Origin of the sequence: Pseudoxanthomonas sp. PXM04, from assembly GCF_014851695.1 — a bacterium.
In the GTDB taxonomy this organism is placed as follows: domain Bacteria; phylum Pseudomonadota; class Gammaproteobacteria; order Xanthomonadales; family Xanthomonadaceae; genus Pseudoxanthomonas_A; species Pseudoxanthomonas_A beigongshangi.
In genome coordinates this window covers 998340-1022512 of record NZ_JACVAG010000001.1, presented here as the reverse complement: position 1 = coordinate 1022512, position 24173 = coordinate 998340, and the positions used below count along the sequence as shown (strand labels likewise).

Sequence of the window (24173 nt, the reverse complement as noted above, 5' to 3'; positions counted from 1 at the left end):
CGCCGGGCCCCTCCCGGTGCAGCGGCCTGCATACGAATGCACGCCGTCACTCAATGACCACCTTCCCATTTCCCAACCCGGGAAGTTGGGTTATTCTGCCATGTAATCGTTTTCACAACGCAATCACCCCCACTTTTCTCAAATTTGCCGACACCGCCGGAGGGGCCATGTCGAAGTCTTATCGTTTCCCCGAGAACTTCATCTGGGGCAGTGCCACCGCTGCCTACCAGATCGAGGGTTCCCCGTTGGCCGACGGCGCCGGTCCCAGCATCTGGCAGCGCTTCGCCCACACCCCGGGCCGCATGCTCAACAACGACACCGGCGACGTGGCCTGCGACCACTACAACCGCTGGCGCGAGGACATCGGCCTGATGAAGGAACTGGGCATGCAGGCCTACCGCTTCAGCGTGTCCTGGAGCCGGGTGATGCCCGAGGGCCGCGGCCGCATCAACCAGAAGGGCCTGGACTTCTACGAGCGGCTGGTCGACACGCTGCTGGAGAACGGCATCCAGCCCACCGCGACGCTGTTCCACTGGGATCTGCCGGCGGCGCTGGACGACCGCGGCGGCTGGCTGAACCCGGACATCGCCGACTGGTTCGCCGAATACAGCGAAGTGATGTTCAAGCGCCTGGACGGCCGCATCAAGCGCTGGGCCACGCTCAACGAACCCTGGGTGGTCACCGACGGCGGCTATCTGCACGGCGCGCTGGCGCCCGGCCACCGCAACCGCTTCGAGGCGCCGATCGCCTCGCATCACCTGCTGCGCTCGCACGGCAAGTCGGTGCAGGCCTACCGCGCCATCGGCAAGCACGAGATCGGCCTGGTGGTGAACATCGAGCCCAAGTACCCGGCCAGCGACAGCCCCGAGGACCTGGCCGCGACCCGCCGCGCCGAGGCGTACATGAACCGCCAGTACCTGGACCCGGTGTTCTTCGGCACCTATCCGGAAGAACTGCGCGAAATCTTCGGCGAGGCCTGGCCGGAATGGCCGCATGCGGACATGGACCTGATCCGCCAGCCGCTGGACTTCATCGGCGTCAACTACTACACCCGCAACGTGTCCCGCCACGACGAGTCGAACTGGCCGCTCAAGGTCTCGCCGGTCCGGCAGACGCAGCATACGTATACGGAGACCGGCTGGGAGGTCTTCCCGCAGGGCCTGACCGATACACTCACCTGGGTCAAGGACCGCTACGGGAATCCCAAGGTGTTCATCACCGAGAACGGCGCCGCCTTCTTCGATCCGCCCAAGGCCGAGCGCGGCCGCGTGCGCGATCCGCTGCGCCTGAGCTACCTGCGCCAGCACCTGCGCGCGGTGCACGCGGCCATCGAGGCCGGCTGCGACATCGGCGGCTATTACGTCTGGTCGCTGCTGGACAACCTGGAATGGTCGCTGGGCTACTCCAAGCGCTTCGGCATCATCCACGTGGACTTCGACAGCCAGACCCGTACACCGAAGGACAGTGCACGCTATTATGCGAAGGTCGTGGCCAGCCATGGCGACGCACTGACCAACGAGGACGACTGAGGCGAATGCGGCGGACTACTTTTTGCGGCCACGACCCCTTCAAGAGTAATCACCCCGCATGAGCACCGATAACCGGGTCCTGCTCGCCGACATCGGCGGCACCAATGCACGCTTCGCGCTGGCCGACGCCAGCGCCGCCGCGCCGCTGCTGGAAGACAGCGTGCGCGGCTTCGCGGTGGCGGATTTCCCGTCGCTGGCCGATGCCGCCCAGCACTATCTGGACGAGGTCGGCGCCGAACAGTCCGGTCTGGAAATCCGCAACGGCGTGTTCGCCGTGGCCGGCCGCGTCGACGGCGACGAGGCGCGCATCACCAACCATCCGTGGGTCATTTCGCTGTCGCGCACCCGCGACGCGCTGGGCTTCGACGACCTGCGCCTGGTCAACGATTTCGCCGCCCAGGCGATGGCGCTGCCGCTGCTGGGCAGCCAGGACGTGGTCGCGATTGGTATTCCCGACTGGACGCCGGATCCGCAGCCGGTCAACCGCAACTACGCGGTGATCGGCCCCGGTACCGGACTGGGCGTGGGCGGCCTGATCATCCGCGACGGCCGCAATTTCCCGCTCGAAACCGAAGGTGGCCACGTCAGCTTCGCGCCGGGCACGCCGCAGGAAATCGAAGTCCTGCAACGCCTGTCGGCGCAGTTCGGCCGCGTCTCGATCGAGCGCCTGATCTGCGGCCCCGGCCTGGTCAACCTGCATCGCGCGCTCAGCGAGATCGCGGGCGAGGATCCGGGCAACCTGCAGCCTGCCGACGTGACCGCGCGCGCGGCCACCGGCGACGCGCGCAGCAACAACACCATCGACGTGTTCTGCGCCGTGTTCGGCGCGGTCGCCGGCGATCTGGTGCTGACCCTCGGCGCGTGGGACGGCGTGTTCCTGACCGGCGGGCTGGTGCCGAAACTGCTGACCTCGCTGCAGCACTCCGGTTTCCGCCAGCGCTTCGAGCACAAGGGACGTTTCTCCGCCAACATGGCGCGCGTGCCGACCCTGGCCATCGTCCATCCGCGTCCGGGCCTGCTCGGCGCGGCGGCGATCGCGGTGGAAGCCTACGGCGCCTCGCGCCGATAACGCCGACCGCCCGCATGGCGGGCTGGTCTGGCTTTGGTCACTTTCTTTGCCGGCGCAAAAGGTAGAAAGTTGAGGGGTTCTCCGTTGTCCGCCACGCATCGGCGGCGACGTCGGCCTGGAACCCGCGTGCAGGCCGGACACATGCTTGCCCTGCCCCGGCAAGGCGCAGTCCGGCACGCGCCGCTGCGTGGACACCGACGACGCCCTGCCCACGGCCAGCGGCGCACACTCGTCCTTTCGCAGTCCAGCCGACGCCAATGAGCCTGCATCCGCGCATCCAAGAAGTCACCGAACGCATCCGCCAACGCAGCCTGCCCTTGCGGCGCGCGTATCTGGCCGGCATCGACGCGGCCAACGCCGCCGGGCCGCACCGCAGCCGCCTGAGCTGCGGCAACCTGGCGCATGCCTTCGCCGCCTGCGGACCGACCGACAAGGATCGCCTGCGCGCCGACGCCACCCCGAACCTGGGCATCGTCAACGCCTACAACGACATGCTGTCGGCGCACCAGCCGTTCGAGACCTATCCGGAACTGATTCGCGACGTCGCGCGTTCGCTCGGCGCCACCGCGCAGGTCGCCGGCGGCGTGCCGGCGATGTGCGACGGCGTCACCCAGGGCCGTCCCGGCATGGAGCTGTCGCTGTTCTCGCGCGACGTGATCGCGCAGGCCACCGCGATATCGCTGAGCCACGACATGTTCGACGCCGCGCTGTACCTGGGCGTGTGCGACAAGATCGTGCCGGGCTTGCTGATCGGCGCGCTCGCGTTCGGCCACCTGCCGGCGGTGTTCGTGCCGGCCGGGCCGATGACGCCGGGCATTCCCAACAAGAAGAAGGCCGAGGTGCGCGAACGCTACGCCGCCGGCGAGGCCAGTCGCGAGGAACTGCTGGAAGCCGAGTCGGCCAGCTACCACGCGCCGGGCACCTGCACCTTCTATGGCACCGCCAATTCCAACCAGGTGCTGCTGGAAGCGATGGGCATGCAGTTGCCGGGCACCTCGTTCGTCAATCCGGACCAGCCGCTGCGCGACGTGCTGACCCGCGCCGCCGCCGAGCACGCCCTGCGCATCACCGCGCTCGGCGACGACTATCGTCCGATCGGCCACCTGATCGACGAACGCGCCATCGTCAACGCGATGGCCGCGCTGATGGCCACCGGCGGCTCCACCAACCACACCATCCACTGGGTCGCGGTGGCGCGCGCGGCCGGCATCGTCCTCACCTGGGACGACATCGATCTGATCTCGCGCACCGTGCCATTGCTTGCCCGCGTGTATCCCAACGGCGAGGCCGACGTGAACCGCTTCGCCGCCGCCGGCGGCACCCAGTTCGTGTTCCGCGAATTGCTCGACGCCGGGATGATGCACGACCTGCCCACCATCGTCCCCGGCGGCATGCGCGCTTTCTGCGAGGAACCGCGCCTGCAGGACGGCCGGCTGGCCTACGCGCCCGGCATCGCCGAAAGCGCCGACCCCGAAGTGGTGCGCCCGGTCGCCAACGCCTTCGAATCGCAGGGCGGCCTGCGCCTGCTGCGCGGCAACCTCGGCCGTTCGCTGATCAAGACCTCGGCGGTCAAGCCCGAGTACCGCTTCATCGAAGCGCCGGCGGTGGTGGTCGATGATCCGCGCGCGCTCAACAAGCTGCACGCCGCCGGCGTGCTGCCGCACGACTTCGTCGCGGTGGTGCGCTACCAGGGACCGCGCGCCAATGGCATGCCGGAACTGCACTCGCTGGCGCCGCTGCTGGGCCTGCTGCAGAACCAGGGCCGGCGCGTGGCGCTGGTCACCGACGGCCGCCTGTCCGGCGCCTCCGGCAAGATTCCCGCCGCCATCCACCTGACCCCGGAAGCCGCCCGCGGCGGCCCGTTGGCAAAGCTGCGCGAAGGCGATCTCGTCCGCCTCGACGCCGAAGCCGGCGTGCTGGAGGCACTGGTGCCGGCGGAGGAATGGAACGCGCGCGAACTGGCGCCGAACACCTCGCCCGCCGCGCTGGACATCGGCCGCAACCTGTTCGCGGTCAGCCGCGACGTGGTGACGCCGGCCGACCAGGGCGCGCTGTCGATTTCCTGCGGGCCGCCGTACCACAACGGCACCTGGGAATACGATTCGGAATACGAACTCGGCGACGTCGAGCACGCCGCCGAAGCCCCGCATGAAGCCAAGGACGCCTGAGCGTCACTCCGCATTCCCGCGACAACGCCTCCACCCGAATACGCCATGACCATCGAAGCCCGCCAACAGAAAGCCGAACAACTCCTCCGCGCCGCCGGCATCCTGCCGGTCGTCACCGTGCACACGCTGGACGAGGCACGCCGGGTTTCCGAGGCACTGCTGGCCGGCGGTCTGCCGGCCATCGAACTGACCCTGCGCACGCCGGTGGCGATGGAAGCGCTGGCGATGCTCAAGCGCGAACTGCCGGACATCGTGATCGGCGCCGGCACGGTGCTGACCGTCGAGCAGATGCAGCGCTCCATCGACGCGGGCGCGGACTTCCTGGTCACGCCGGGCACCACGACCGAGATGGCCGACGCGCTGGCCGATGCGGACGTACCGGTGGTACCGGGCGCGGCCACGCCGACCGAACTGCTGTCGCTGATGGCACGCGGCTTCCGGGTATGCAAGCTGTTCCCCGCCTCCGCTGTCGGCGGCCTGGCAATGCTCAAGGGCCTGGCCGGCCCGCTGTCGGAACTGAAGCTGTGCCCCACCGGCGGCATCGGCGAGGACACCGCCGCCGACTACCTGTCGCAGCCGAACGTGGTCTGCATCGGCGGCTCCTGGATGGTGCCCAAGAACTGGCTGGAAGCCGGCGAATGGGACAAGGTCCGCGAAAGCTCGGCCAAGGCCGCCGCCATCGTCCGCCGCGTGCGCGGCTGATTCCCCGCTTCCCTCTCCGTGTGGGAGCGACGTAAGTCGCGACCGGAACCTCGAATGCCAGGGGCTCGTCAGCACGCCCCTCGGAACGGCAGTCGCGACTCACGTCGCTCCCACACACGTCAGTCCTACAACGGCTCCCCTTCCCGATACAGCCGCAGCCCGAACCGCGCGCGCCACCAACCGCGCGCGAGCAACAGGTGCCAGCCGACCAGCAGCAGGCCCAATTGCCACTCCAGCGCGTTCTCGATGCGGTCGCGCAATGCATCGTCGGCGACCAGCGCGCCGGCCACGACATTGCCCACGCCCAGACCGAGCATGGCCAGGCACAGCACGGCCATCGCCTTCAGCGTCGCCGGCGGCATTAGACGCAGCACCCTCGCCCGCCGCATCAGCAGCAATTGGGCGAGGAACCCGAAACCGAAATACACGGTCACGCCGTAGCGCCGCAGGAATCCGTAGACCTCGCCTTCGGTGCCGAGGAAGGTCGCGTAGATCGCCAGCGCGGACGCGGAAAACAGTCCAAGCGCCAGCATCCACCGCCTGGCTGCCTTGCCTCCATCATCCCGCAACCAATGTCCGGCCACCCACCAGGTCGCGCCATGCAGGACCGCGCACGGAATCACCAACAGGCGGAACAGGTGATTGCCGAGCCCGTGCCGCGCCGCCCGGCTGATCGACGTGCATCCCTCCCAGTAAGGCACGCAGGCCGGCACATGTCCGGCCTGGATCGACAGCCACAACGCCAGATGCGTGGCCACCAGCAAGAGCAGCGCCGCTGCCAGCGGCAGCGGCCAGATCGGGATGAAACCGCGTTCGCCCATCGACATGCCGATACTCTACCGCCTGGCCCCTTGTAGGAGCGACGTCAGTCGCGACCGTCTTGCTTCAGGCCGGAAAGAAGCAGGCCAGACATCCCGAATCGCGACTTACGTCGCTCCCACAGTCGAAACGATCGCCCACTTGCCTTTGTGGGAGCGACGTAAGTCGCGATGCCTTCCGAACCAGGCAGCCATCCGACATGACGGACATCCCGGTCGCGACTGACGTCGCTCCTACACCGGATTGCGGGCAATGAATCCGTCAGCCCTTCACGCTGCCCAGCAGCAGGCCCTGGATGTAATAGCGCTGCAGCAGCAGGAACAGCAGCAGCACCGGCAGCACGGTGATGACCGCGCCGGCCATCATCATTTCCACGTCCATGATGTGTTCGCGCGAGAGCGAAGCCAGCGCCACCGGCAAGGTGTAATGTGCCTGGTCGGTCAGCACGATCAGCGGCCACATGAAGTCGTTCCAGGCCGCCATGAAGGTGAAGATGGCCAGCGTCACCAGCACCGGCTTGAGCATCGGCAGCACGACCTGGAAAAAAATCCGCAATTCGCTGGCGCCATCGATGCGCGCGGCTTCCAGCAGTTCGTCCGGGATGCTGCGCGCATACTGTCGCACCAGGAAGATGCCAAATACCGTCGCCAGCGCCGGCACGATCACGCCACCGAAACTGTTGACCAACCCCAACTGCTTCATCAGCAGGAACAGCGGAAGCATCGCCACCTGCGCCGGAATCACCAGCGCGGCCAGCAGCAGTTGGAAAATCCGGTCACGGCCGGTGAAGCGCAGCTTGGCGAACGCATAGCCGGCCATGGTGTTGACCAGCAGCGAGCCCACCGTGATGGCGCCCGACACCAGCAGGCTGTTGGCGAAGTTGTGCGCCATGCCGGTGCGCGCGAACAGTTCGTGGTAGTTCGCCAGGGTCGCCCCCGAGGGCAGCAACGGCGGCGGGAACCGGCTGGCTTCGCCGGCCGGCATGAACGAGACCGACACCATCCACAGCAGCGGCGCCAGGCTGATCAGCGCCAGCGCCAGCAGCGCGCCGTTGACCAACCAGCCTTGCCAGCGGGACGCGCCGACCTCGCGCGCAACGGCATGACGACTCATACCAGATCCTTCCTGCGCCCCAGGCGCAGCATCACGGTGGTCACCGCCAGGATGATCAGGAACAACAGGAAGGCCACCGCCGAGGCGCGGCCCAGCCGCCACCACTTGAAGCCTTCCTCGAACATGAAGTACAGGACGCTCACCGTGCTCTGCAGCGGATCGCCGCGGGTCATCACGTAGGGTTCGGCGAACAGTTGGAAGTAGCCGGACACCGTGATCACGCCGACCACCAGCAACACCGGTCCCAGCATCGGCAGGGTGATGTGCAGGAACTGTCGCCACTTGGAGGCGCCGTCGATGCGCGCGGCCTCATAGAGATCCTGCGGGATCGCCTGCAGGCCGGCCAGGAAGATGACCATGTTGTAGCCGAAGTTCTTCCACACCGCGAACAACATGATGGTCGGCATCGCCCAGCGCGGATCGCCCAGCCAGTCGATCGGTGCGATGCCCAAGTGGCCAAGCGCCCAGTTCACCAGCCCGTAGCTGGTGTGGAACAGGTAACGCCAGATCACCGCGACCGCCACCAGCGTGGTCACCACCGGCGCGAACAGCGCGGTGCGGAACAACGCCTTGAAGCGCGCGACCGGCGCGTTGAGCAGCATCGCCGCGCCCAGCGAAACCGCGATCGACAACGGCACGCCGACAACCACGAAGTACGTCGTGTTCCACAGCGACTTCCAGAACATCGGCGAGCGCAGCAGCTCCCAGTAATTGCCCAGGCCGACGAAACGCAGGTTGTCGGCATCGGCCAGCGCGTACAGATCGAAATCGGTCAGGCTCAGCAGCAGCGCCGAGAACACCGGCAGGCCGAAGAACACCGCCAACACGATGAGGGCCGGCCCGGCGAACACCCAGCCGGCCACCGAAGTCCGCCGCATCATGGCTGTGCCCCTTGCGTGGCGGGATGGTCGCGCTCGTACATCCAGCGGCGCTTCTCCAGGATGGCATCCACGCGCGCGTCCAGATCCTCCACCGCCCGCTCCTGGCTCTGCCCGCCGCGCACCACCTGTTCGGTCACCACCCGCATTTCCTGGGCGATGCGTTCCCACTCCAGCACCTTCGGCGTGGGTTCGACCCGCTCCAGTTGATCCCGGAACGCGCGCGCGTATTCGTCATTGGCGAGCGCCGGATGCGCCCAGGTGCTGCGTCGCGGCGGCAGATCGCCGATCAGCGCGTGGAAACGCTGCTGGATCTCCGGCCGCGACAGGAATTCGATCAGTTTCCACGCCGCCGCCTTGCGCTCGGAACTGCGGAAGATCACCAGGCTGGTGCCACCGGCAATGCCCGCGCCAAGGCCATCCGGACCGGGCAGCGGCATCGTGCCCCACTGATCGCGCAGATGGGCGGGCTGGCGCTTCTTGAATTCGCGGATGTTCCAGGGACCGGACAGGTAGAAGGCATAGAAGCCATTGAAGAATTCGTCCCAGACGTTGGAAATCTGGGTCTCGGACATCTTCGGCGCCCAGCCCTGCTCGAACATGTTGGCGTAGAAATCCAGCGCACGGCGGAAACCGGGACTGCGGAAATTGCCGCGGTTGTCGTGATCGCGCAACAACGGGTCCGGCATCTGCAAGGCCAGCGACACCTGCTGCTCGAATTCGTTGACTGGCATCAGGATGGCGTAACGATCCGGGCCGGCGTTGCGCTTGATTGCCGCCATCGCCCGTTCCCATTCGGCCCAGGTGACCGGCGGCTTGTCGAAACCGGCTTGGCGCAACAGATCCTTGCGGTAGTACAGCAGGCGGGTGTCCACGTACCAAGGCACGCCCAGCAATTGCCGGTCCACCACGGCGGTGTCCCAGATGCCGGGAAAATAATCCGCCTGCTCCACCACCTTCGAGCCGTCGACGTAGGCTTGCAGCGGCTCCAGCGTGCCCAGCGCGGCGAACTCCGGCAGCCAGGTATTGCCCAACTGGCACAAATCCGGCAAGCCGTCGGCGGCGAATGCGGTCAGCAATTTTTCGTGCGCGGCCGTCCACGGGATGTTCTGCACCTCCACGTCGATGCCGGGGTTCTCGCGTTCGAACTCGGTCACCAGTTCGGCGACCACTTCGGCCTCGCGGCCCATCGCCCAGAAGGTCACTTTCTCGCGGCTGTCCTCGCGCGCGCAGCCGGCGGACAGCAGGACGCCCGCCAGCGCCAGCAGGAAAAGACAGCAGCGCACCAGGCAGCCCCCACCACCCGAGGGATGCCTGATGCGTGCCGGAGAGAACCTTGCCATGCGGACAGCTTACTTATTGCGGGGTCTGGTTGCGCGCCCGCGCCTCGGATTGCTGCTCGGCGGCCTGCGCCGCCCGCGATTCGGCCGTACCCAGGGCACGCGCGGCGGCGGCCTCCGGGTCGGCGTTGGCCGGCACCTGGATGGGCGCGCCCTCGGGCGTCATCCAGCCCCCTTCGAATCCGGCGCGCTCCAGTCCCTTGCGGATGTACGGATTCTTCTTCATCACTTCCCAGACGAAACCGTTCCGGTAGTTGGCGATCATGGTCAGGATCGGTCCCTGGTCGATGCCGATGTAGTCGCTGGCCACCCATCCCTGTCCCGGCACGATGCGCCCGGCCTTCAGCGGGATGTCGAAGTCGAAGCTGGGATTGAACGCATCCAGGAAGCCATAGCTGGAATACAGGTGCTCGCCGTAACGCTTGTGCATCTGCTCGGTCGCCGGGATCACGATCTCGGGAGCGAACGGCAGCGAGGCGATCGCCGCCGTCGGCGCGATGGTGCCGTCGTCGAAGTTCTCGCGGAAACCGACGCCGCGCGCGGAGTAGTGGCGGAACTGGCGCTGTTCGCCGCGGTACTCCTGCAGGGTCTGCTGCGGACCGTCGCTGGCGGTCAGGCCCCACACGTTCTCGCCGTAATCGCGCCACTTCATCGGGTTTTCCATGGCGTAGCTGCGCTGGGCGTAGGTGGCGCGGCGGCTGTTCTCGAAATAATCGATGCCGCGCTCGCGCATGTAGGCGTCCTGGATGCCGCGGAAATCGATCCAGACGTGGCTGTATTGGTGGCCGAAATGCGGACCGAAGGTCAGGTATTCCTGTCCCTGGTAGACGCCCCACGACTCGCCGTAGGTACGTGTCCACACTTCCCAGGCTTCCGGACCAACCGGATGGGTCGGCGAACCCAGCGCCAGCACGTACAGCATCATGGCCTCGTTGTAGCCCTTCCAGTCGTGCGGGATCGTCCCGCTCTCGGGGAACCAGCCCATCGACACCAGCGGCTTGTTCTTCTGCAGCCAGGTCCAGTCCACCCGCTTGTACAGCGCGTCGGCCAAATCGCGGATTTCCTTCTCGCGCGGATCATCGCGGTCGTAGTACGACTGCGCGAACAGCACGCCCATCATCAGCAGCGTGGTGTCCACGCTCGACAGCTCCACCCAACTGGCGTAGCGATGGCCGGTCTGCATGTCCAGGAAGTGATAGTAGAAGCCCTTGTAGCCACCCTTGCCTTCCGGCTGCGGTCCCTGCGGCAGCTCGCGGAAGAACCTCAGCGTGGTCAGGGTGCGATCCACCGCCTGGGTGCGGCTGACCCAGCCGTTCTCGATGCCGATCGGATAGGCCGTCAGGGCGAAGCCGACCGAGGCGATGCTGGCGAACGGGCGCGACGGAAAACGGTCCGGCGTCAGCCCGTTGAGTTCATTGGTGGTGTCCCAGAAGAACTGGAACGTGCGTCGCTCGATGTCGCGGAACAGCGGCGGCAGCTCCGGTCTCTCCGGTTTCTTCACCGCCGCCGGCGCCGGTTTCGCGGCCGTCGCCTTGGGCGCTTCGGCCGGCGCGGGTGCGCGGTTGCAGGCCGCCAGCAGGACCACCAGCAGCCCGGCCAGCCACGTCCAGTTCCGGTTTTCCCTGGCCCCGGTGTGGCCCATTTTGCCCGTAAACGTTTTCATTTCGAATCGGTGCTTGCCCTTCAGGATGCCGCATTCGCGGCTCAGTCGTGGGAATGGGAAAACCGGCGCATCAGAACGACACCGGTTCGGCCTTGCAATGGCGGTCGATGAACCGCTGGTGTTCCGGCATGGCATCGACGCAGGCACTGATCGTGCCGGCCACGCTTTCCATCAGCCGCTTGAGATCCGCGTCCGGGACGCGGTCCACCAAGGGGTGCCATCCGCGCGGTTCGATGCCTTGCCCGATCATCACCTGCACCCAGCTGATCTCGGCGAACATCTCGCTGGCGTTGCGGAAGAACCGCCCGCTGTCGCGGAACAGGTCCAGATTGGCGGTCAGGCTTTCCGGTATCGACATGTCGCGACACTGGCGCCAGAACGGCGAATCGTCGCGCTCGGTGGCGTTGTAATGGAGCACCAGGAAGTCGCGGATGCGCTCGAACTCGAACGCCAGCTGGTCGTTGTAGCGCTGCGCCAGCACTTCGTTGAAACCTTCGCGCGGGAACAGCTCCAGCAGTTTGGAAATGCCGGACTGGATCAGGTGGATGCTGGTCGACTCCAGCGGCTCCATGAAACCGCTGGCCAGGCCAAGCGCGACCACGTTGCGGTTCCAGCATTTCTTGCGGCGGCCGGTGGTGAAACGCAGCGGGCGCGGGTCCGCAAGTGCCCGTCCGTCCAGGTTGGCCAGCAACGTGGCTGCCGCCTCGTCGTCGCTGATGTGCGCGCTGGAGTAGACGTAACCGTTGCCGGTGCGGTGCTGCAACGGGATGCGCCATTGCCAGCCGGCGCTGCGCGCGGTCGAACGGGTGAACGGCGTCGGCGGTCCCACCTTCTCGCACGGCACCGCGAGCGCGCGATCGCAGGGCAGCCAATGAGTGTAATCAATGTAGCCGGTATGCAGCGCTTCCTCGATCAACAGGCCACGAAAACCGGAGCAGTCGATGAACAGATCGCCGGCCACTTCCTCGCCCGAACGCAGGCGCAGCGAACGGACGTGTCCGTTCCCGGGATCCAGGATGACCTGATCGACAATGCCTTCGACCCGCTTCACGCCGAGGCGCTCGGAATAGGCGCGCAGGTATTTCGCGTAGAGACCGGCGTCGAAGTGATAGGCGTACGCGATGTTGGCCAGCGGCGAATCCGCCGGCACGTCGCTGGCGCCGGTCATGAACCGGCCACGTCGCGCGGCCAGGCTGTTGAGCGTATAGGCATCCAGCGACTGGGCCATGCCGGCCTTGCGTGCCTTGAACCAGTACTGCTGGAACGGCAGCAGACCGTAGGGATGGCCGATTTCCTGGCCGAAGCCATGGATATAGGTGTGGCCGTTCCGGTACCAGTCGACGAACTCGATGCCGAGCTTGAACGTTCCCTGGGTACTGCGGACGAAGTCGGCCTCGTCGATGCGCAGCAACTGGTTGAACGCCTTGATGTGCGGGACGGTCGCCTCGCCCACCCCGACGATGCCGATCTGTTCGGATTCCACCAGGGTGATGGCGTAATCCGGTCCCAGCACGCGGCCGAACGCGGCGGCGGCCATCCAGCCGGCGGTACCGCCGCCGACAATCACGATGTTGCGCAGGGACTGTGGATTCATGTTGCGGGTTCGTGGAAATGGGAGGAGCCTGCGTGTCCCGCCGCTCCCATTTCCCGGGAGCGGCGGGCGTAACGCGGGAAGACCATTGCAAGGCGTTGCCGCGACACCCGGAGAGAGGATGCCGCGGCGCGGCCGTCAGAACTTGTATCCGATTTCGACGTTCACCGTGCGCGGGAAGTAGTAGACATTGCCGCGCTTGGCGATCGAGATATCGGGATCGTAGTTTCCGTTGCTGCCGAAGCTGTTATACGAGTAATCCATGTAGTTCTTGAAGTTGAATGCATTCAGCAGGTTTGCCCGGATGGTCAGCTTGGTGTCGCCCGGCATCGCGAACTCCTTGGTCGCCTGGAAGTCCACCGTGCGGTAGCTGAAGATCTTGCCGCCAATCAGGAACTTGCCATTGGCCGGCGGAGTGAAACCCACCAGTTGGCAGTTCGAGCCGTCCCACGCCGTGTAGCCGAAGCAGGCGATGGTGTTGCGCGGGGTCGGCGTCTCCAGGACGATCTTGGCGCCGAAGGTAATACCCCACGGACCGTCCAACGAACCCGCTGCGGTGAAGCGATGCTTGGGCGCGTTGCCCGACTTGACGAATGGCACGTAGCCCAGCCGGGATTTGTCGAAGTAGGCAAACGGATCTTCCGCATTGGTGCTGTTCTGACGACCCTGCGTGTGGGTATAACCGAAGTTCACGCCCCAGCCCGAGGCCTTGGTGTATGGCTTCTCCAGCGACAGCAGGATCTGGGTGTTGTTGCTCTCCACCCCGTTGTCACCGACGATCGTGCCGCCATAGCCCGGCACGGTGCCGCCCCACGGTGCGCCACCGTTGCTGAAGAACGAACCGTCCGGATGGCGGTTGGCCAGGGTGAAGCCGAACGCATCGCGCGACATGATGCGCTGGATGGTCACGTCCGACAGCCACTCGCCAATCTGGTTGGTGATGCCCAGGCTGAACTGATCGGAGTACGGGGTCTTCAGCTTGTTGTTGAGCATGAAGACTTCCGCGCCGCCGCGGCCGGCGATGGCCTCGCCGAGCACGTCGATGCCGCCCAGATAAGCGGGATCCCACGGCAGGCAGCGTCCCGTACTGGCGGGTTCGCGCACGCACTGGCCGGTGAGCGGGTCCTGGAACTCGAAGCGCACCAGCGACACCGCAGACTTGGTCTTCTCCAGCGCCAGATCCTTGAACAGGTTGCGGTCGTAGGAACGGCCCGCGCCGCCGTGGATCACGTGGCGCTCGTCGCCGAAGATGTCATAGGAGAAGCCGAAGCGCGGCGCCCAGGCGTCCTTGAAACCCTTGCGGTTGTGGCCGTTGCTGATGTAGTCGGCCGGATTCAGCGCATCCTTGCCACCCTTCAGCCAGCGATTGATCCACGGTTCCCCCGGATTGTCCGGATCGGGGCCGTACAGCGCCGCCAGGTAGGCCGGCGAGGTCACATGATCGGTGTAGGCCGGCACATCTTCGTAATCCCAGCGGATGCCCAGGTTCAACATCAGGTGTTCGTTCACCTGCCAGTCGTCCTGGATGTAGAAGCCGTACTGCTTGGCATCGGTCTTGACCAGCGCCGACTGCCCCGGCTCGTCAAACGGCGCCAGGAACTCCACCCGGTACGGGATATCCGACACCACGCCGGTGACGGGATCGAAGGCGTAGGTGAATTGCGGGTTGTATGGCTGGCCGTCGCTGGACGTCAGATCGATGGACTTGAAGCTGACGCCCATCTTGATCGTGTGATCGCCATTCCACTGGAAGCTGTTGAAGGTCAAATCATCCTGGATCGACCAGCCCTTCTGGATGGCACTCTTGACACTGAAGCCGTCGGCGGGCCCCAGATTGATCAACGCACGCTCTGCCGGCTCCGGTTGGCCGGTATCCTGCAGCCAGGCGATCTTGCGGCCGTTGCCGAAGCCGAACGGATTCGGGTTGTTCTCGGTCCGCTCGGTGGTGACGATCAACTCGTTGAAGAAGCGATCACCGCTGTGCTGCCAGCGCAAGTTGGAACGCTTGTCCTTGTTGATGCGTTGCTGCCCATGCTCCGGCGTGTCCTGGCCACCGATGTTGCCGGCTTGGGTTTCGTCACGGTACTGGGCGCTCAGTTCCAGCCGATCGCGCTCGTTGAGATCCCAACTCAACTTAGCGAAGTACAGGTCCTCGTCCAGCGGAACATAGGCGGCACCGAATTGGGACCGCAGATCCGCGGGTAGAAGATCGCCGACATTTCCGGATTCGGCCGATGGCTGGACCGTCTGCGCGTAGATATTCTCCTTGTTCTCGTAGGCGAAGAAGAAGTGCATGCGATCCTTCAGGATCGGCCCGCCTACCGCCAGGCCCCACTCCTTGATCTGCGACTTACCCTTGTCCTTGTTCCACTCGTTGGGCAGCTTTTGGCGCATGCCCTCATCGGTGTAGTGATAGAACAGCTCGCCTTCGAACTCGTTGGTGCCAGAACGGGTTGCCGCGGTGATCGCCGCGCCGCTGATCTGGCCGTACTCGGCCTTGTAGTTGGAGGTGATGACCTTGTATTCGCCGATCGCCAGCTGCGGGAACGGGTTGCCCGCGCTCTGCTGCTGGCCGGCGATGCCGCCGCGCTCGACATAGCTCTTCTGGCTGACGCCGTCGATGTACAGGTTGGTCGAGCTGGTGTTGGTCACGCCGCTGCGCAGTTCGGCCGTACCCTGGTTGTTGATCTTGAACTGCATGCCCGGAATGGTGTCGGCGAACTCCAGGAAGTTGCGGGTCGCCTGCGGCAGCGTTTCGATCTGGCGTTGGGAAATGGTGTTGCCGACTTCCGAGGTGCGCACGTCGCGCAGCAGCGGCGCGGAGACCGTCACCGTATCCAGGTTGGTGGCATCGCCGGACGGCGCCGCCACCGGCGCGCCCGTATCCAGGTTCAGGGTCGAGCTGGCCGCCACCGCCAGGGTCACGGTCTGGGAAGCGCCCCCTGCCTGCACGGTGTAGGTGCCCGGCGGCAGCCCGACCAGCGTATAGCTGCCACTGGCCGTGGTCTGGGTGCGGCGAACCGCGCCCGTGGCGACATTGGTGGCGACGACTTCGGTGTTCGCCGCCGCACCGGCCACCTGGCCGCGCAGGGTGGCACCGGTGGACTGGGCGAATGCGGGCGTGCTCATCACCAGGCAGCTCGCCAGCGCGCACGCCAGGAGCGTGCGATTGGGTCGGGAAGCGCTTCGATTGCGATGTGTCATGTCATGTTTCCAGATGTGTGGACGTGTTTCACGGCGTGTTGTTTTGGAACAGTGTCAGGTGTTGCGTATGCGTACTCGTCTAGCCGTCAACCGCTGCCCCGGACGCGAAGCCGGAACCGCGGTTCGCCTCCGTCGCCATGCGGTGGTGCGCACGGCGCGACGGACAGCGCTGTCATTCGAAAATCTCGGGGTTGCGGGGCATTCGTGTGGGTGGGCCTCGTTTGAAATCGTTTACATGTCAGGGCAAATTTTTTTACCGGCCGGCCGCCGGCATCCCCTGGATGCCGGCGCCTGGGACTCGCCTTACCAATCCAGTCCGAATGAAAGCTTGAACGTGCGCGTCGGCCACAGGATCTCGTCGCCGTTACGTTTTCCGAACTTCGGGTTGCGTGCCTCGTTCGGGCCACCGCGCCAGCCTTCGAACTGGTTCCAGTTGCGCCAGTTGAAGACATTCAGCAGGTCCGCGCGTATCTTGAAACGCAGATCCGTCCCGGTGTCCCAGCGCTTTTCCAGCGCCATATCGAACTGCTTGTAGCCGATCGTCCCTTCCGGCTCGAAGGGATCGTAGAAGCAGAAACTGTCCGAGGACACGTCATTGCAGTTGGTGGCGTTGCGCGGTGTAGGCGTCGCCAATACCAGCTTGCCGCTGAGCATGGTGTCCCAGCCAAGGTCGTAGATGCCGGACAGGACCAGACGGTGCTTGGGTACGCCGGTGGACATGTAGTAGCGGCTGGTCAGGCGTGGCCCATCGCCATAGAAGGTCTCGCCCGTTGAAGCATCGGTGCGATTCTCCTTGGCGTCGCTGTAGGTGTAGGCGAGATTGAAGCCCCAACCCGACTCTGCCGTATAAGGCTTGTCGAGCGAGATCAGCAGGGAATTCAATTTATATTCGATGCCGTTATCACCAAGAATCAGAGAGCCGTAGCCCGGTATCCGCTCATCCCACGGCTGCCCGCCCCAGGTAGCGCCAGGAACGCGATGGAAGGATCCATCCTCCCAGCGATTGCCAAGCCGGAAATAGATGCCGTCCTTGCTGACGATATGCGACAAGGTCACCGAGGAATTCCATTCGTGACCCCACAACTGGAACAGGTTGCGCATGCCGAGACTGTACTGATCCGAATAGGGCGTCTTCAGATCGTTGTTCAGCAGGTTGACCTCACCGCCTTGTTCCGGGTTGGCCGCCACGTAAGCAGCGATCCCCGCCGGGGTCAGGATCGCAGGATCGAATGGAATACAGGTTGCCGAAGGATCGCAAGGATGCAACGGCGTGGGGAAATTGACCGCATAGGACATGAAGGCGCCCGCGTAGTACTCGCGAGCCATCAGATCGAACAGGTTTCGATCGTAGGCCCGTCCCGCGCCACCGAAGATCACATGCCGTTGATCGCCGAACAGGTCATAGGAGAAACCCAAGCGCGGCTGCCACGCGTCCTTGAAATCCTTACGCCGACCGTTGGGGATGAAATCCTCGATGTTGTAGTCCGTGTTCTGGATACGAACCCACCCTCGCAGCGCGGCGAGCAGGTCATCGGAAATCCTGTAGTCGGTGTAGCTGGGATTCTTTTCATAGTCCCAGCGCAGGCCGATATTGAGGGTCAGCTTGGCGTTGACCTCCCAATCGTCCTGGATGTAGATACCGAACTGCTTGTTCTTGGACTCAACGAACGACGCGCGATTCGCGTACGGGGCGGTGAAGTCGACTCGATAGGGCTGGGTCAGGCTTTCATTGACGTCGAAGTAGTACTGCGGATACGGCGGGTTCTGCTGGAACGCGTTGAGCTCGACGTCCTTGTACTTCACGCCCATTTTCAGGGTGTGGCCTTCGAAGCCGAAGTAGGTCAGATCGTCCTGGAATCCGAAGCCTTTCTGCCCTTTGTCCTGGAAGGTCGGACCACCGCCCAGGTTGAGGACACCCAAGCGAGGATTGCCGGTGGCATTGCCGGGATCGATGATCGTGTAGCGATAACCCGGCCCGGCAGTGACCGGACTGGGGTTGTATGCGGCTTCCTCGAAGGTGATGTGGGCGTCATTGAGCCAGTTGGTCGAGCTGAACTGGTAGCGCAGGTCGCCACGCTTCTCGTCGTTGACGAAGTTGGTCGAGAACGAGGGCGCGCTGATGTCGCTGCCCGGGCTGATGGAGTCTTCCTTGCGGTAGCGCAAGGTCAATTCGAACAGGTGCGCGTCACTGGGCTGGAAGCTCAGCTTGCCGAAGTACAGATCCTGGTTAAAGGGAACACTGTATCCGCCGTATATCGAGGCAAGCTCCGGAGGCAGCACGCTGGGATCGAACACGGCCGGCGGCGTCACGTTGCGCGGGACGATGAACTCCTTGGCCTCGTAGGACAGGAAGAAGTGCAGCATGTCCTTGATGATCGGCCCACCAAAGGTCACGCCGTACTGTTCGGTAACCTCCGGCGATTTGTAGCCGCGCTTTTCTTCCGCGACGGTCGGCTTGCGCCAGCTATCCGAAGTACGGTCCCAGAAGAAGCTTCCGGAGAACTCGTTGGTACCCGACTTGGTCACCGCAGTGACCGCGGCACTGCTGATCTGGTCGTACTCGGCCTTGTAGTTGGACGTGATGACCTTGTACTCGCCAATCGCCGACTGCGGAAACGGATTGCCGCGGCTGTCGTCCTGGCTGGTGATGCCGCCCGGGGTGACGTAGTTCTTCTGGCCGACGCCATCGATGAAGACATTGATGTTGCTCGAGCCCTGCGCACCACTGCGCAATTGGCTTTCCGAACCATTCGGGCTGCTGATGAACTGCATGCCGGGAACGGTATCGGCGAAGGCGAGGAAATTGCGCGAATTCTGCGGCAGCGCCTCGATCTGCTTGCTGCTCACGTAGGTCGCGATTTCCGAGGTTTTGGTTTCGACGATCACCGGCGGCGCGGTCACGCTCACCGTGTCCAGCGTCGTCGCCTCGCCCGCGATTGGCGGAGTCGCGGCGGCGGTCGCCAGGTTGAGAGTGGCGGTCTGGCCCACCGCCAGAGTCAGGTTGCGGCTGATGCTCTGCCCGCCGGAAACCACGTCGATGCGATAGCTGCCCGGCGGCAGGCCTGCAATGTTGTAGTTGCCGTTGGATGCCTTCACCGAGCGGGTAAGGCCGGTGCCCAGGTTGGTCACGGTGACCGTGGACTCGGCTTGGACCGACCCGCGCAAGGTGGCGCTGGTCGATTGCGCGAACACCACCGGTGCGCTCATCGCCAGGCCACTGGCGAGCGCGCAGGACAGGATCCTGCGGGCGAAACGGCGGTTGCGAGTTTCCGGGTGCCTCATGACTCTCCCTCCCAAGGCAGTGGACTTGCAGTCAGTTGACTCGATTGCTTCTGAAATCGATTACAAAATCGGCTTAAAAAAAACCGGGCTATGGCTGCGCCTGGGGCCTCCCGTCCTGGGTACGTCCTCCACTCGATTCCCGGACAATCAGGTCCGGCACCAGGGTCTGCGCTTCATTCGACATGCTGTTCTCCGCATCGATGCCATCCAGCAGGCGGGTCATCGCGTGACCGCCCAGTTCGGCAATGCTGACCCGCATCGTCGTCAAGGGCGGGTGAACGAAGCGCGCGAGCGGAATGTCGTCGAAGCCGGCCAATGCGATTTCACCGGGCACGTTCACGCCCGCTTCGTTCAATGCGTACAGGCATCCCAGCGCCATCATGTCGTTGGCGGCGAACACCGCATCCGGGCGCTGTTTCGAAGAAACGATCTGCTTGCCGGCTTCGTAACCGGTCGCTTCGCTGAAGTCGCCAGGCAGTTCCCACGCCTCGCCCTTGCCGGCGATCGCATCGCGATAGCCACGCAGGCGTTCGCGCGCGTCGAAGTTGTCGTCGGGCCCGCCGATGAAGGCGATGCGGCGATGTCCGGCCTGCAACAGATGCTCGGTCATCGCGCGGGCGCCGCCGTAGTTGTCGATGCTCAGCACCGGATACGGCGCGCCGTCGAGCTGGGTGTTGATCAGCACCACCGGCAGCGCCGATGGCAGGTTGTCGGTGAGGAAGCCGGGTCGATCCGCATACGGCGACAGCACCAGCAGGCCGTCGACGCGGCCACGCATCGCGCGCAGCGCCTCGCCCTGCTCTTCCGGATGGCCGTGGTAGCTGGACACCAGCAGATGCTGGCGGCGTGCGCGGGCGACCTGGTCGATGCCGCGGATCAATTCGGAGAAGAATTCGCCGTACAGGTCCGGCAGGACCACGCCGATGGTCTGGGTACGGCGGCTGCTGAGGCTGCGGGCGGCGGCATGCGGCTGGTAACGCAGGCGGTCGGCGGTTTCCACGACGTGGCGACGCACCGTCTCGGCCACGTTGTCGTGTCCGTTCAGCGCGCGCGACACCGTGGCGACGGATACCTTCGCCTCGCGTGCCACATCTTTGATGGTGACGGCCGTTCGCGCCATTGCACCGCCCCTCCGCGGTCATGACTGCAATTGAAGTGGACTGTAAACGTTTTCAAAACGAGATGTAAAGCCCAGGTTAGATACTCATGACAGCGCAGTCATTTCAACTACTTAACGGCTTCTTTCCATTCTTTTTTTTGCTGCGCCGCAATAGAAATGCGCTGACATGACGCGTTCCTGACCTCCCCGGGACAGTGCCCGGACAAATCGGGACTTGGATTGGCCGGGATGCCTTTCCCAGCCTGGACATCATCATCCCAGCAAACGCCAGGGTCCGTGCCGCTGGTCGCGCTGGCCGGCCAGTCCCTGCCCCAGGACTGGATGGATTCCAGTGTCCGCCGGAATCACGGTAAACCTCCCCGAGGCCTTGCCAGAAAGGCGGCACGGCGGGACATGACGGGGCGGGCCAAAGCCCATCCCTGCCATAAAAAACGCGCGCAGCCGATGGGCAGCGCGCGTCTCCGGTAACGCGGAAATGGCGGCGAGCTTTAGCTCACTTCGCGGTCACCTCGAACTTCGCTTCCAGCGTGTCCACCGAATTGCCGCCGGCGAACACGGTGAAACTGCCGGGTTCCACCACCCGCTTCATCGCCGCGTCGTACATCGCCAGATCCTCGAAGCCCAGCTTGAAGGTCAGCGTCTTCGACTGTCCCGGCGCCAGCTCGACGCGCTCGAAACCGCGCAGCAGCTTGACCGGACGGGTCACCGAGGCGACATCGTCGCGCACGTACAGCTGCACCACCTCGGCACCGGCGCGCTTGCCGGTGTTGGTCACGGTCACGCTGACTTCCTGGCTGCCGTCGGTGGCGATGCGCGGATGCTTCACCGCCAGGCCGCCGTACTGGAAGGTCGTGTAGCTCAGGCCGTGGCCGAAGGCGTACAGCGGCGTCCACGGCACGTCGATGTACTTGGAGGTGTAGCGCTCGGTCTCGCTCGGCGGGCGGCCGGTGTTCTTGTGCGCGTAGTAGATCGGCACCTGGCCGACGGTGCGCGGGAAGGTCACCGGCAGCTTGCCGGCCGGATTGAAGTCGCCGAACACCACGTCGGCGATGGCATTGCCGCCCTCCACGCCCGGGAACCACGCTTCCAGGATCGCCGGCACGCGTTCGCGCAGCGGACCGATCGACAGCGGACGACCGTTGAGCAGCACCGCCGCGGTCGGCTTGCCGACCTTGGCCACCGCATCGGCCAGCGCCTGCTGTGCACCCGGCAGATCCAGCGAGGTGCGGTTGCGCGCTTCGGCGCTCATGTCCGGGTGTTCGCCCAGGAACAGCAGCACCGCGTCGGCCTGTTGGGCCGCCTTCACCGCCTCGGCAATGCCGGTGGTCTCGCCGCCTTCCAGCGTGGTGCCTTCGACGTACACGACTTGGGTGCCCGACCCCACCGCCGCGCGAATGCCCGCCAGCGGTGTGATCGCGTCCTCGTCGCGGCCGGCGCCGGCCCAGTTGCCCAGCATCGCCCGGCGCAGGTCCGCCAGCGGGCCGATGACCGCCAGCGTCTTCACCTTCTGCTTGTCCAGCGGCAACACGCCGCCGGTGTTGTCCAGCAGCACCATCGACTTGCGCGCCATCTCGCGCGCGGCCTTGCGGCTGTCGGCGGTCAGGGTGCGCGCCTTCTCGCGCTCGGCATCGCAGTAGCGGTACGGATCCTCGAACAGGCCCATCCGGTACTTGGCGCGCAGCACCCGGCGCACCGACTCGTCCACGGTGGCGATCGGCAGCTTGCCGGCCTTCACCGCCGCCGGCAGATCCTTCACGTAGATGCGGCTGACCATGTCGATGTCCACGCCCGCGCGCAGGCCCAGCACGCCCGCGTCGGTGCGATTCCCGGCCACGCCGTGCTTGATCAGTTCCTCGACGCCGGTGTAATCGCTGACCAGCAGACCGTCCCAGCCCCATTCCTTGCGCAGGACGTCGTTGATCAGATCGCCGTTGGCATGCATCGGCACGCCGCCGACTTCGTTGAACGAAGCCATCACCGACTCCGCGCCCGCGTCCACCGCGGCCTTGAACGGCGGCAGGTACACCTCGCGCAGGGTGCGTTCGGAGATGTCGGCGATGTTGTAGTCACGGCCACCCTCGGCCGCGCCGTAGGCGACGAAATGCTTGGCGGTCGCCAGCAGGGTGTCGCCATTGCCCAGTTGCTTGCCCTGGAAGCCGCGCACGCGCGCCGCCGCCAGCACCGAGCCCAGATAGGGATCCTCGCCTGCGCCCTCGACGATGCGGCCCCAGCGCGGATCCCGCGCCACGTCCACCATCGGCGCGTAGGTCCAGTGGATGCCGTAACCGGCGGCCTCCCAGGCGGCCACGCGCGCGGCATTCTCGACTTCGACCGGATCGAAGCTGGCCGACTCGCCCAGCGGCACCGGGAAGATGGTGCGGTAACCATGGATGACGTCGTAGCCGAACATCAGCGGGATGCCCAGGCGCGATTCCTCGACTGCGATGCGCTGCAGGCGGCAGGTCAGCTCGGCGCCCTGGGTGCCCAGGAAGGTACCGATCTCGCCGTTGCGGATCTGGTCCTCGCCGCCGGCCATCGCCTGCGGGCCGGTGTCGTTGCCCAGTCCGGGCGGCTGGTTGAGCTGGCCCAGCTTCTCCTCCACGGTCATCTTCGCCAGCAGGGCCTCGACGAAGGCCGCCTCGCCGGCGGGGGCCTGCGGGGTGCGGGCACCGACGGCCGGGGCGATCAGCGCCGTGGCGATCGCCGCCGCCAGCCACCCGTGGCGGCGCGCGCGCGGTCGGGCGCCAGCGGACTGGCCGGCGCGGATACGACTGTTCATGTGTTTCCACCTCCCATGGACAAGGGGCGGAATGTAAACGTTTTCAGCGCACCCTGCAAAACCGCCCGCCGGCCCCGGATCGGGGAACCGGCGATGGATGCTTCGCGAGGCTCAGCGGGCTTCGCCGGGGGCCGAGGCGTGGATGGACAGGGCGTGGATGTCGGTGGTCATCATCTCCCCCAGCGCGGCGTAGATCGCCCGGTGGCGGGCCAGCGGCGCGCGGCCGGCGAAGGCCGCGCTGACGATGATGACGTCGAAGTGCCCCCGCCCGTCGCGGGCGCCGGCATGGCCGACGTGGCGATGGCTGTCGTCTGCCACCTCCAGCCGCTCGGGCTGGAACGCCTGCTCCAGCGCCTGGCGGATGCGCTCGACCCGCTCGGCGGTCACGGCAGCACCTTGCGGAACGGGCGCACGTCGACCCGCGAGTACACCCCGGCCTCCATATAAGGATCGGCCTGCGCCCAGGCCTGGGCCGCGGCCAGCGACTCGAACTCGGCGATGACGATGCTGCCGCTGAAACCGGCCTCGCCCGGATCCTCGGCGTCGATGGCCGGGCACGGGCCGGCCAGCAGCAGCCGGCCTTCGTCGCGCAGTGCGGTCAGCCGGGCCAGGTGGGCGGGACGGGCGGCCATGCGCCGGGGCAGCGCGCCTTCGGTGTCATGGCCTTCTATGGCATACCACATGGGTTCACTCGCTCGGGTCGGGAATGAACGGATTGTACGGGCCACCCGCCCGGTGGTGCTGGACAGCGCCGGGCGCAGCGCTTACTCTTGCCTCCACTGCACGGCCGGAAGCAGCGGCCCGTCAGGGGATTTCCCAGGCACTGCGCCGGACCGGCCGGCCAGCCGCCCAACGACGATCGATTCGCTGCCACCACCCGCCCGCGCCGACGACCTCCTCGCTGTCGGCCGCCGCT

At 65.6% G+C, this 24173-nt stretch carries 16 protein-coding genes; 4 read left to right on the top strand and 12 right to left on the bottom strand.

What is annotated here, in order from left to right; all coding sequences use genetic code 11:
* Positions 1-167 precede the first annotated feature (167 nt).
* The 4 genes from IB228_RS04875 (at position 168) to IB228_RS04860 (ending at position 5468) form a co-directional block, all read left to right on the top strand.
* Complete coding sequence (locus IB228_RS04875; RefSeq protein WP_192197706.1) at positions 168-1529, top strand: GH1 family beta-glucosidase; 1362 nt, start codon at positions 168-170, stop codon at positions 1527-1529.
* 58 nt (positions 1530-1587) lie between these two features.
* Complete coding sequence (gene glk, locus IB228_RS04870; protein ID WP_183641878.1) at positions 1588-2598, top strand: glucokinase; 1011 nt, start codon at positions 1588-1590, stop codon at positions 2596-2598.
* Between the two features lie 257 nt (positions 2599-2855).
* Positions 2856-4766 carry a phosphogluconate dehydratase gene (edd, locus tag IB228_RS04865; protein WP_183641881.1) on the top strand — a complete coding sequence of 637 codons (1911 nt, stop codon included), beginning with the start codon at positions 2856-2858 and terminating at the stop codon, positions 4764-4766.
* A gap of 45 nt (positions 4767-4811) precedes the next feature.
* Positions 4812-5468, top strand: a complete 657-nt coding sequence (locus tag IB228_RS04860; protein WP_192197705.1) for a bifunctional 4-hydroxy-2-oxoglutarate aldolase/2-dehydro-3-deoxy-phosphogluconate aldolase — start codon at positions 4812-4814, stop codon at positions 5466-5468.
* Positions 5469-5593: 125 nt separating this feature from the next.
* On the opposite strand, the gene IB228_RS04855 is transcribed toward IB228_RS04860, so the two are convergent.
* From IB228_RS04855 to IB228_RS04800, 12 genes are all read right to left on the bottom strand, one after another.
* Complete coding sequence (locus IB228_RS04855) at positions 5594-6295, bottom strand: hypothetical protein (protein ID WP_192197704.1); 702 nt, start codon at positions 6293-6295, stop codon at positions 5594-5596.
* A 253-nt stretch (positions 6296-6548) separates the two neighbouring features.
* Entirely contained in the window at positions 6549-7400 is an 852-nt protein-coding gene (locus tag IB228_RS04850; protein ID WP_183641890.1) for a carbohydrate ABC transporter permease, read from the bottom strand.
* Positions 7397-8281, bottom strand: a complete 885-nt coding sequence (locus tag IB228_RS04845; protein WP_183641894.1) for a sugar ABC transporter permease — start codon at positions 8279-8281, stop codon at positions 7397-7399. Before IB228_RS04845 ends, IB228_RS04850 begins: the two co-directional genes overlap by 4 nt.
* Complete coding sequence (locus IB228_RS04840; RefSeq protein WP_192197703.1) at positions 8278-9621, bottom strand: sugar ABC transporter substrate-binding protein; 1344 nt, start codon at positions 9619-9621, stop codon at positions 8278-8280. The genes IB228_RS04845 and IB228_RS04840 overlap by 4 nt, the downstream gene beginning before the upstream one ends.
* Positions 9622-9634: 13 nt before the next feature.
* On the bottom strand, positions 9635-11260 hold the full coding sequence (locus tag IB228_RS04835; protein WP_192197863.1) for a glucoamylase family protein: 1626 nt from the start codon (positions 11258-11260) through the stop codon (positions 9635-9637).
* Between the two features lie 91 nt (positions 11261-11351).
* Positions 11352-12875, bottom strand: a complete 1524-nt coding sequence (locus IB228_RS04830) for a tryptophan halogenase family protein (protein ID WP_192197702.1) — start codon at positions 12873-12875, stop codon at positions 11352-11354.
* Between the two features lie 135 nt (positions 12876-13010).
* A complete protein-coding gene (locus IB228_RS04825; protein ID WP_192197701.1) occupies positions 13011-16076 on the bottom strand; it encodes a TonB-dependent receptor in 3066 nt (1021 codons plus the stop codon).
* A gap of 303 nt (positions 16077-16379) precedes the next feature.
* Positions 16380-19358, bottom strand: coding sequence for a TonB-dependent receptor (locus IB228_RS04820; protein ID WP_192197700.1), 2979 nt, complete (start codon positions 19356-19358; stop codon positions 16380-16382).
* Between the two features lie 88 nt (positions 19359-19446).
* Positions 19447-20478 carry a LacI family DNA-binding transcriptional regulator gene (locus IB228_RS04815; protein ID WP_183641919.1) on the bottom strand — a complete coding sequence of 344 codons (1032 nt, stop codon included), beginning with the start codon at positions 20476-20478 and terminating at the stop codon, positions 19447-19449.
* Positions 20479-20971: 493 nt separating this feature from the next.
* Positions 20972-23257, bottom strand: a complete 2286-nt coding sequence (locus IB228_RS04810) for a glycoside hydrolase family 3 N-terminal domain-containing protein (RefSeq protein WP_192197699.1) — start codon at positions 23255-23257, stop codon at positions 20972-20974.
* 111 nt (positions 23258-23368) lie between these two features.
* A complete protein-coding gene (locus IB228_RS04805) occupies positions 23369-23644 on the bottom strand; it encodes a BolA family protein (RefSeq protein WP_192197698.1) in 276 nt (91 codons plus the stop codon).
* A complete protein-coding gene (locus IB228_RS04800) occupies positions 23641-23940 on the bottom strand; it encodes a YciI family protein (protein ID WP_192197697.1) in 300 nt (99 codons plus the stop codon). Before IB228_RS04800 ends, IB228_RS04805 begins: the two co-directional genes overlap by 4 nt.
* Between the last annotated feature and the right edge of the window lie 233 nt (positions 23941-24173).

Excerpts from the sequence above, each read along its gene's own strand:
- IB228_RS04835 (WP_192197863.1), bottom strand. The coding sequence starts at position 11,260 with ATGGGCCACACCGGGGCCAGGGAAAACCGGAACTGGACGTGGCTGGCC.
- IB228_RS04845 (WP_183641894.1), bottom strand. The coding sequence starts at position 8,281 with ATGATGCGGCGGACTTCGGTGGCCGGCTGGGTGTTCGCCGGGCCGGCC.
- IB228_RS04815 (WP_183641919.1), bottom strand. The coding sequence starts at position 20,478 with ATGGCGCGAACGGCCGTCACCATCAAAGATGTGGCACGCGAGGCGAAG.
- IB228_RS04820 (WP_192197700.1), bottom strand. The coding sequence starts at position 19,358 with ATGAGGCACCCGGAAACTCGCAACCGCCGTTTCGCCCGCAGGATCCTG.
- IB228_RS04875 (WP_192197706.1), top strand. The coding sequence starts at position 168 with ATGTCGAAGTCTTATCGTTTCCCCGAGAACTTCATCTGGGGCAGTGCC.
- IB228_RS04850 (WP_183641890.1), bottom strand. The coding sequence starts at position 7,400 with ATGAGTCGTCATGCCGTTGCGCGCGAGGTCGGCGCGTCCCGCTGGCAA.
- IB228_RS04830 (WP_192197702.1), bottom strand. The coding sequence starts at position 12,875 with ATGAATCCACAGTCCCTGCGCAACATCGTGATTGTCGGCGGCGGTACC.
- IB228_RS04825 (WP_192197701.1), bottom strand. The coding sequence starts at position 16,076 with ATGACACATCGCAATCGAAGCGCTTCCCGACCCAATCGCACGCTCCTG.
- IB228_RS04860 (WP_192197705.1), top strand. The coding sequence starts at position 4,812 with ATGACCATCGAAGCCCGCCAACAGAAAGCCGAACAACTCCTCCGCGCC.
- IB228_RS04840 (WP_192197703.1), bottom strand. The coding sequence starts at position 9,621 with ATGGCAAGGTTCTCTCCGGCACGCATCAGGCATCCCTCGGGTGGTGGG.
- IB228_RS04800 (WP_192197697.1), bottom strand. The coding sequence starts at position 23,940 with ATGTGGTATGCCATAGAAGGCCATGACACCGAAGGCGCGCTGCCCCGG.
- edd (WP_183641881.1), top strand. The coding sequence starts at position 2,856 with ATGAGCCTGCATCCGCGCATCCAAGAAGTCACCGAACGCATCCGCCAA.
- IB228_RS04810 (WP_192197699.1), bottom strand. The coding sequence starts at position 23,257 with ATGAACAGTCGTATCCGCGCCGGCCAGTCCGCTGGCGCCCGACCGCGC.
- glk (WP_183641878.1), top strand. The coding sequence starts at position 1,588 with ATGAGCACCGATAACCGGGTCCTGCTCGCCGACATCGGCGGCACCAAT.
- IB228_RS04855 (WP_192197704.1), bottom strand. The coding sequence starts at position 6,295 with ATGTCGATGGGCGAACGCGGTTTCATCCCGATCTGGCCGCTGCCGCTG.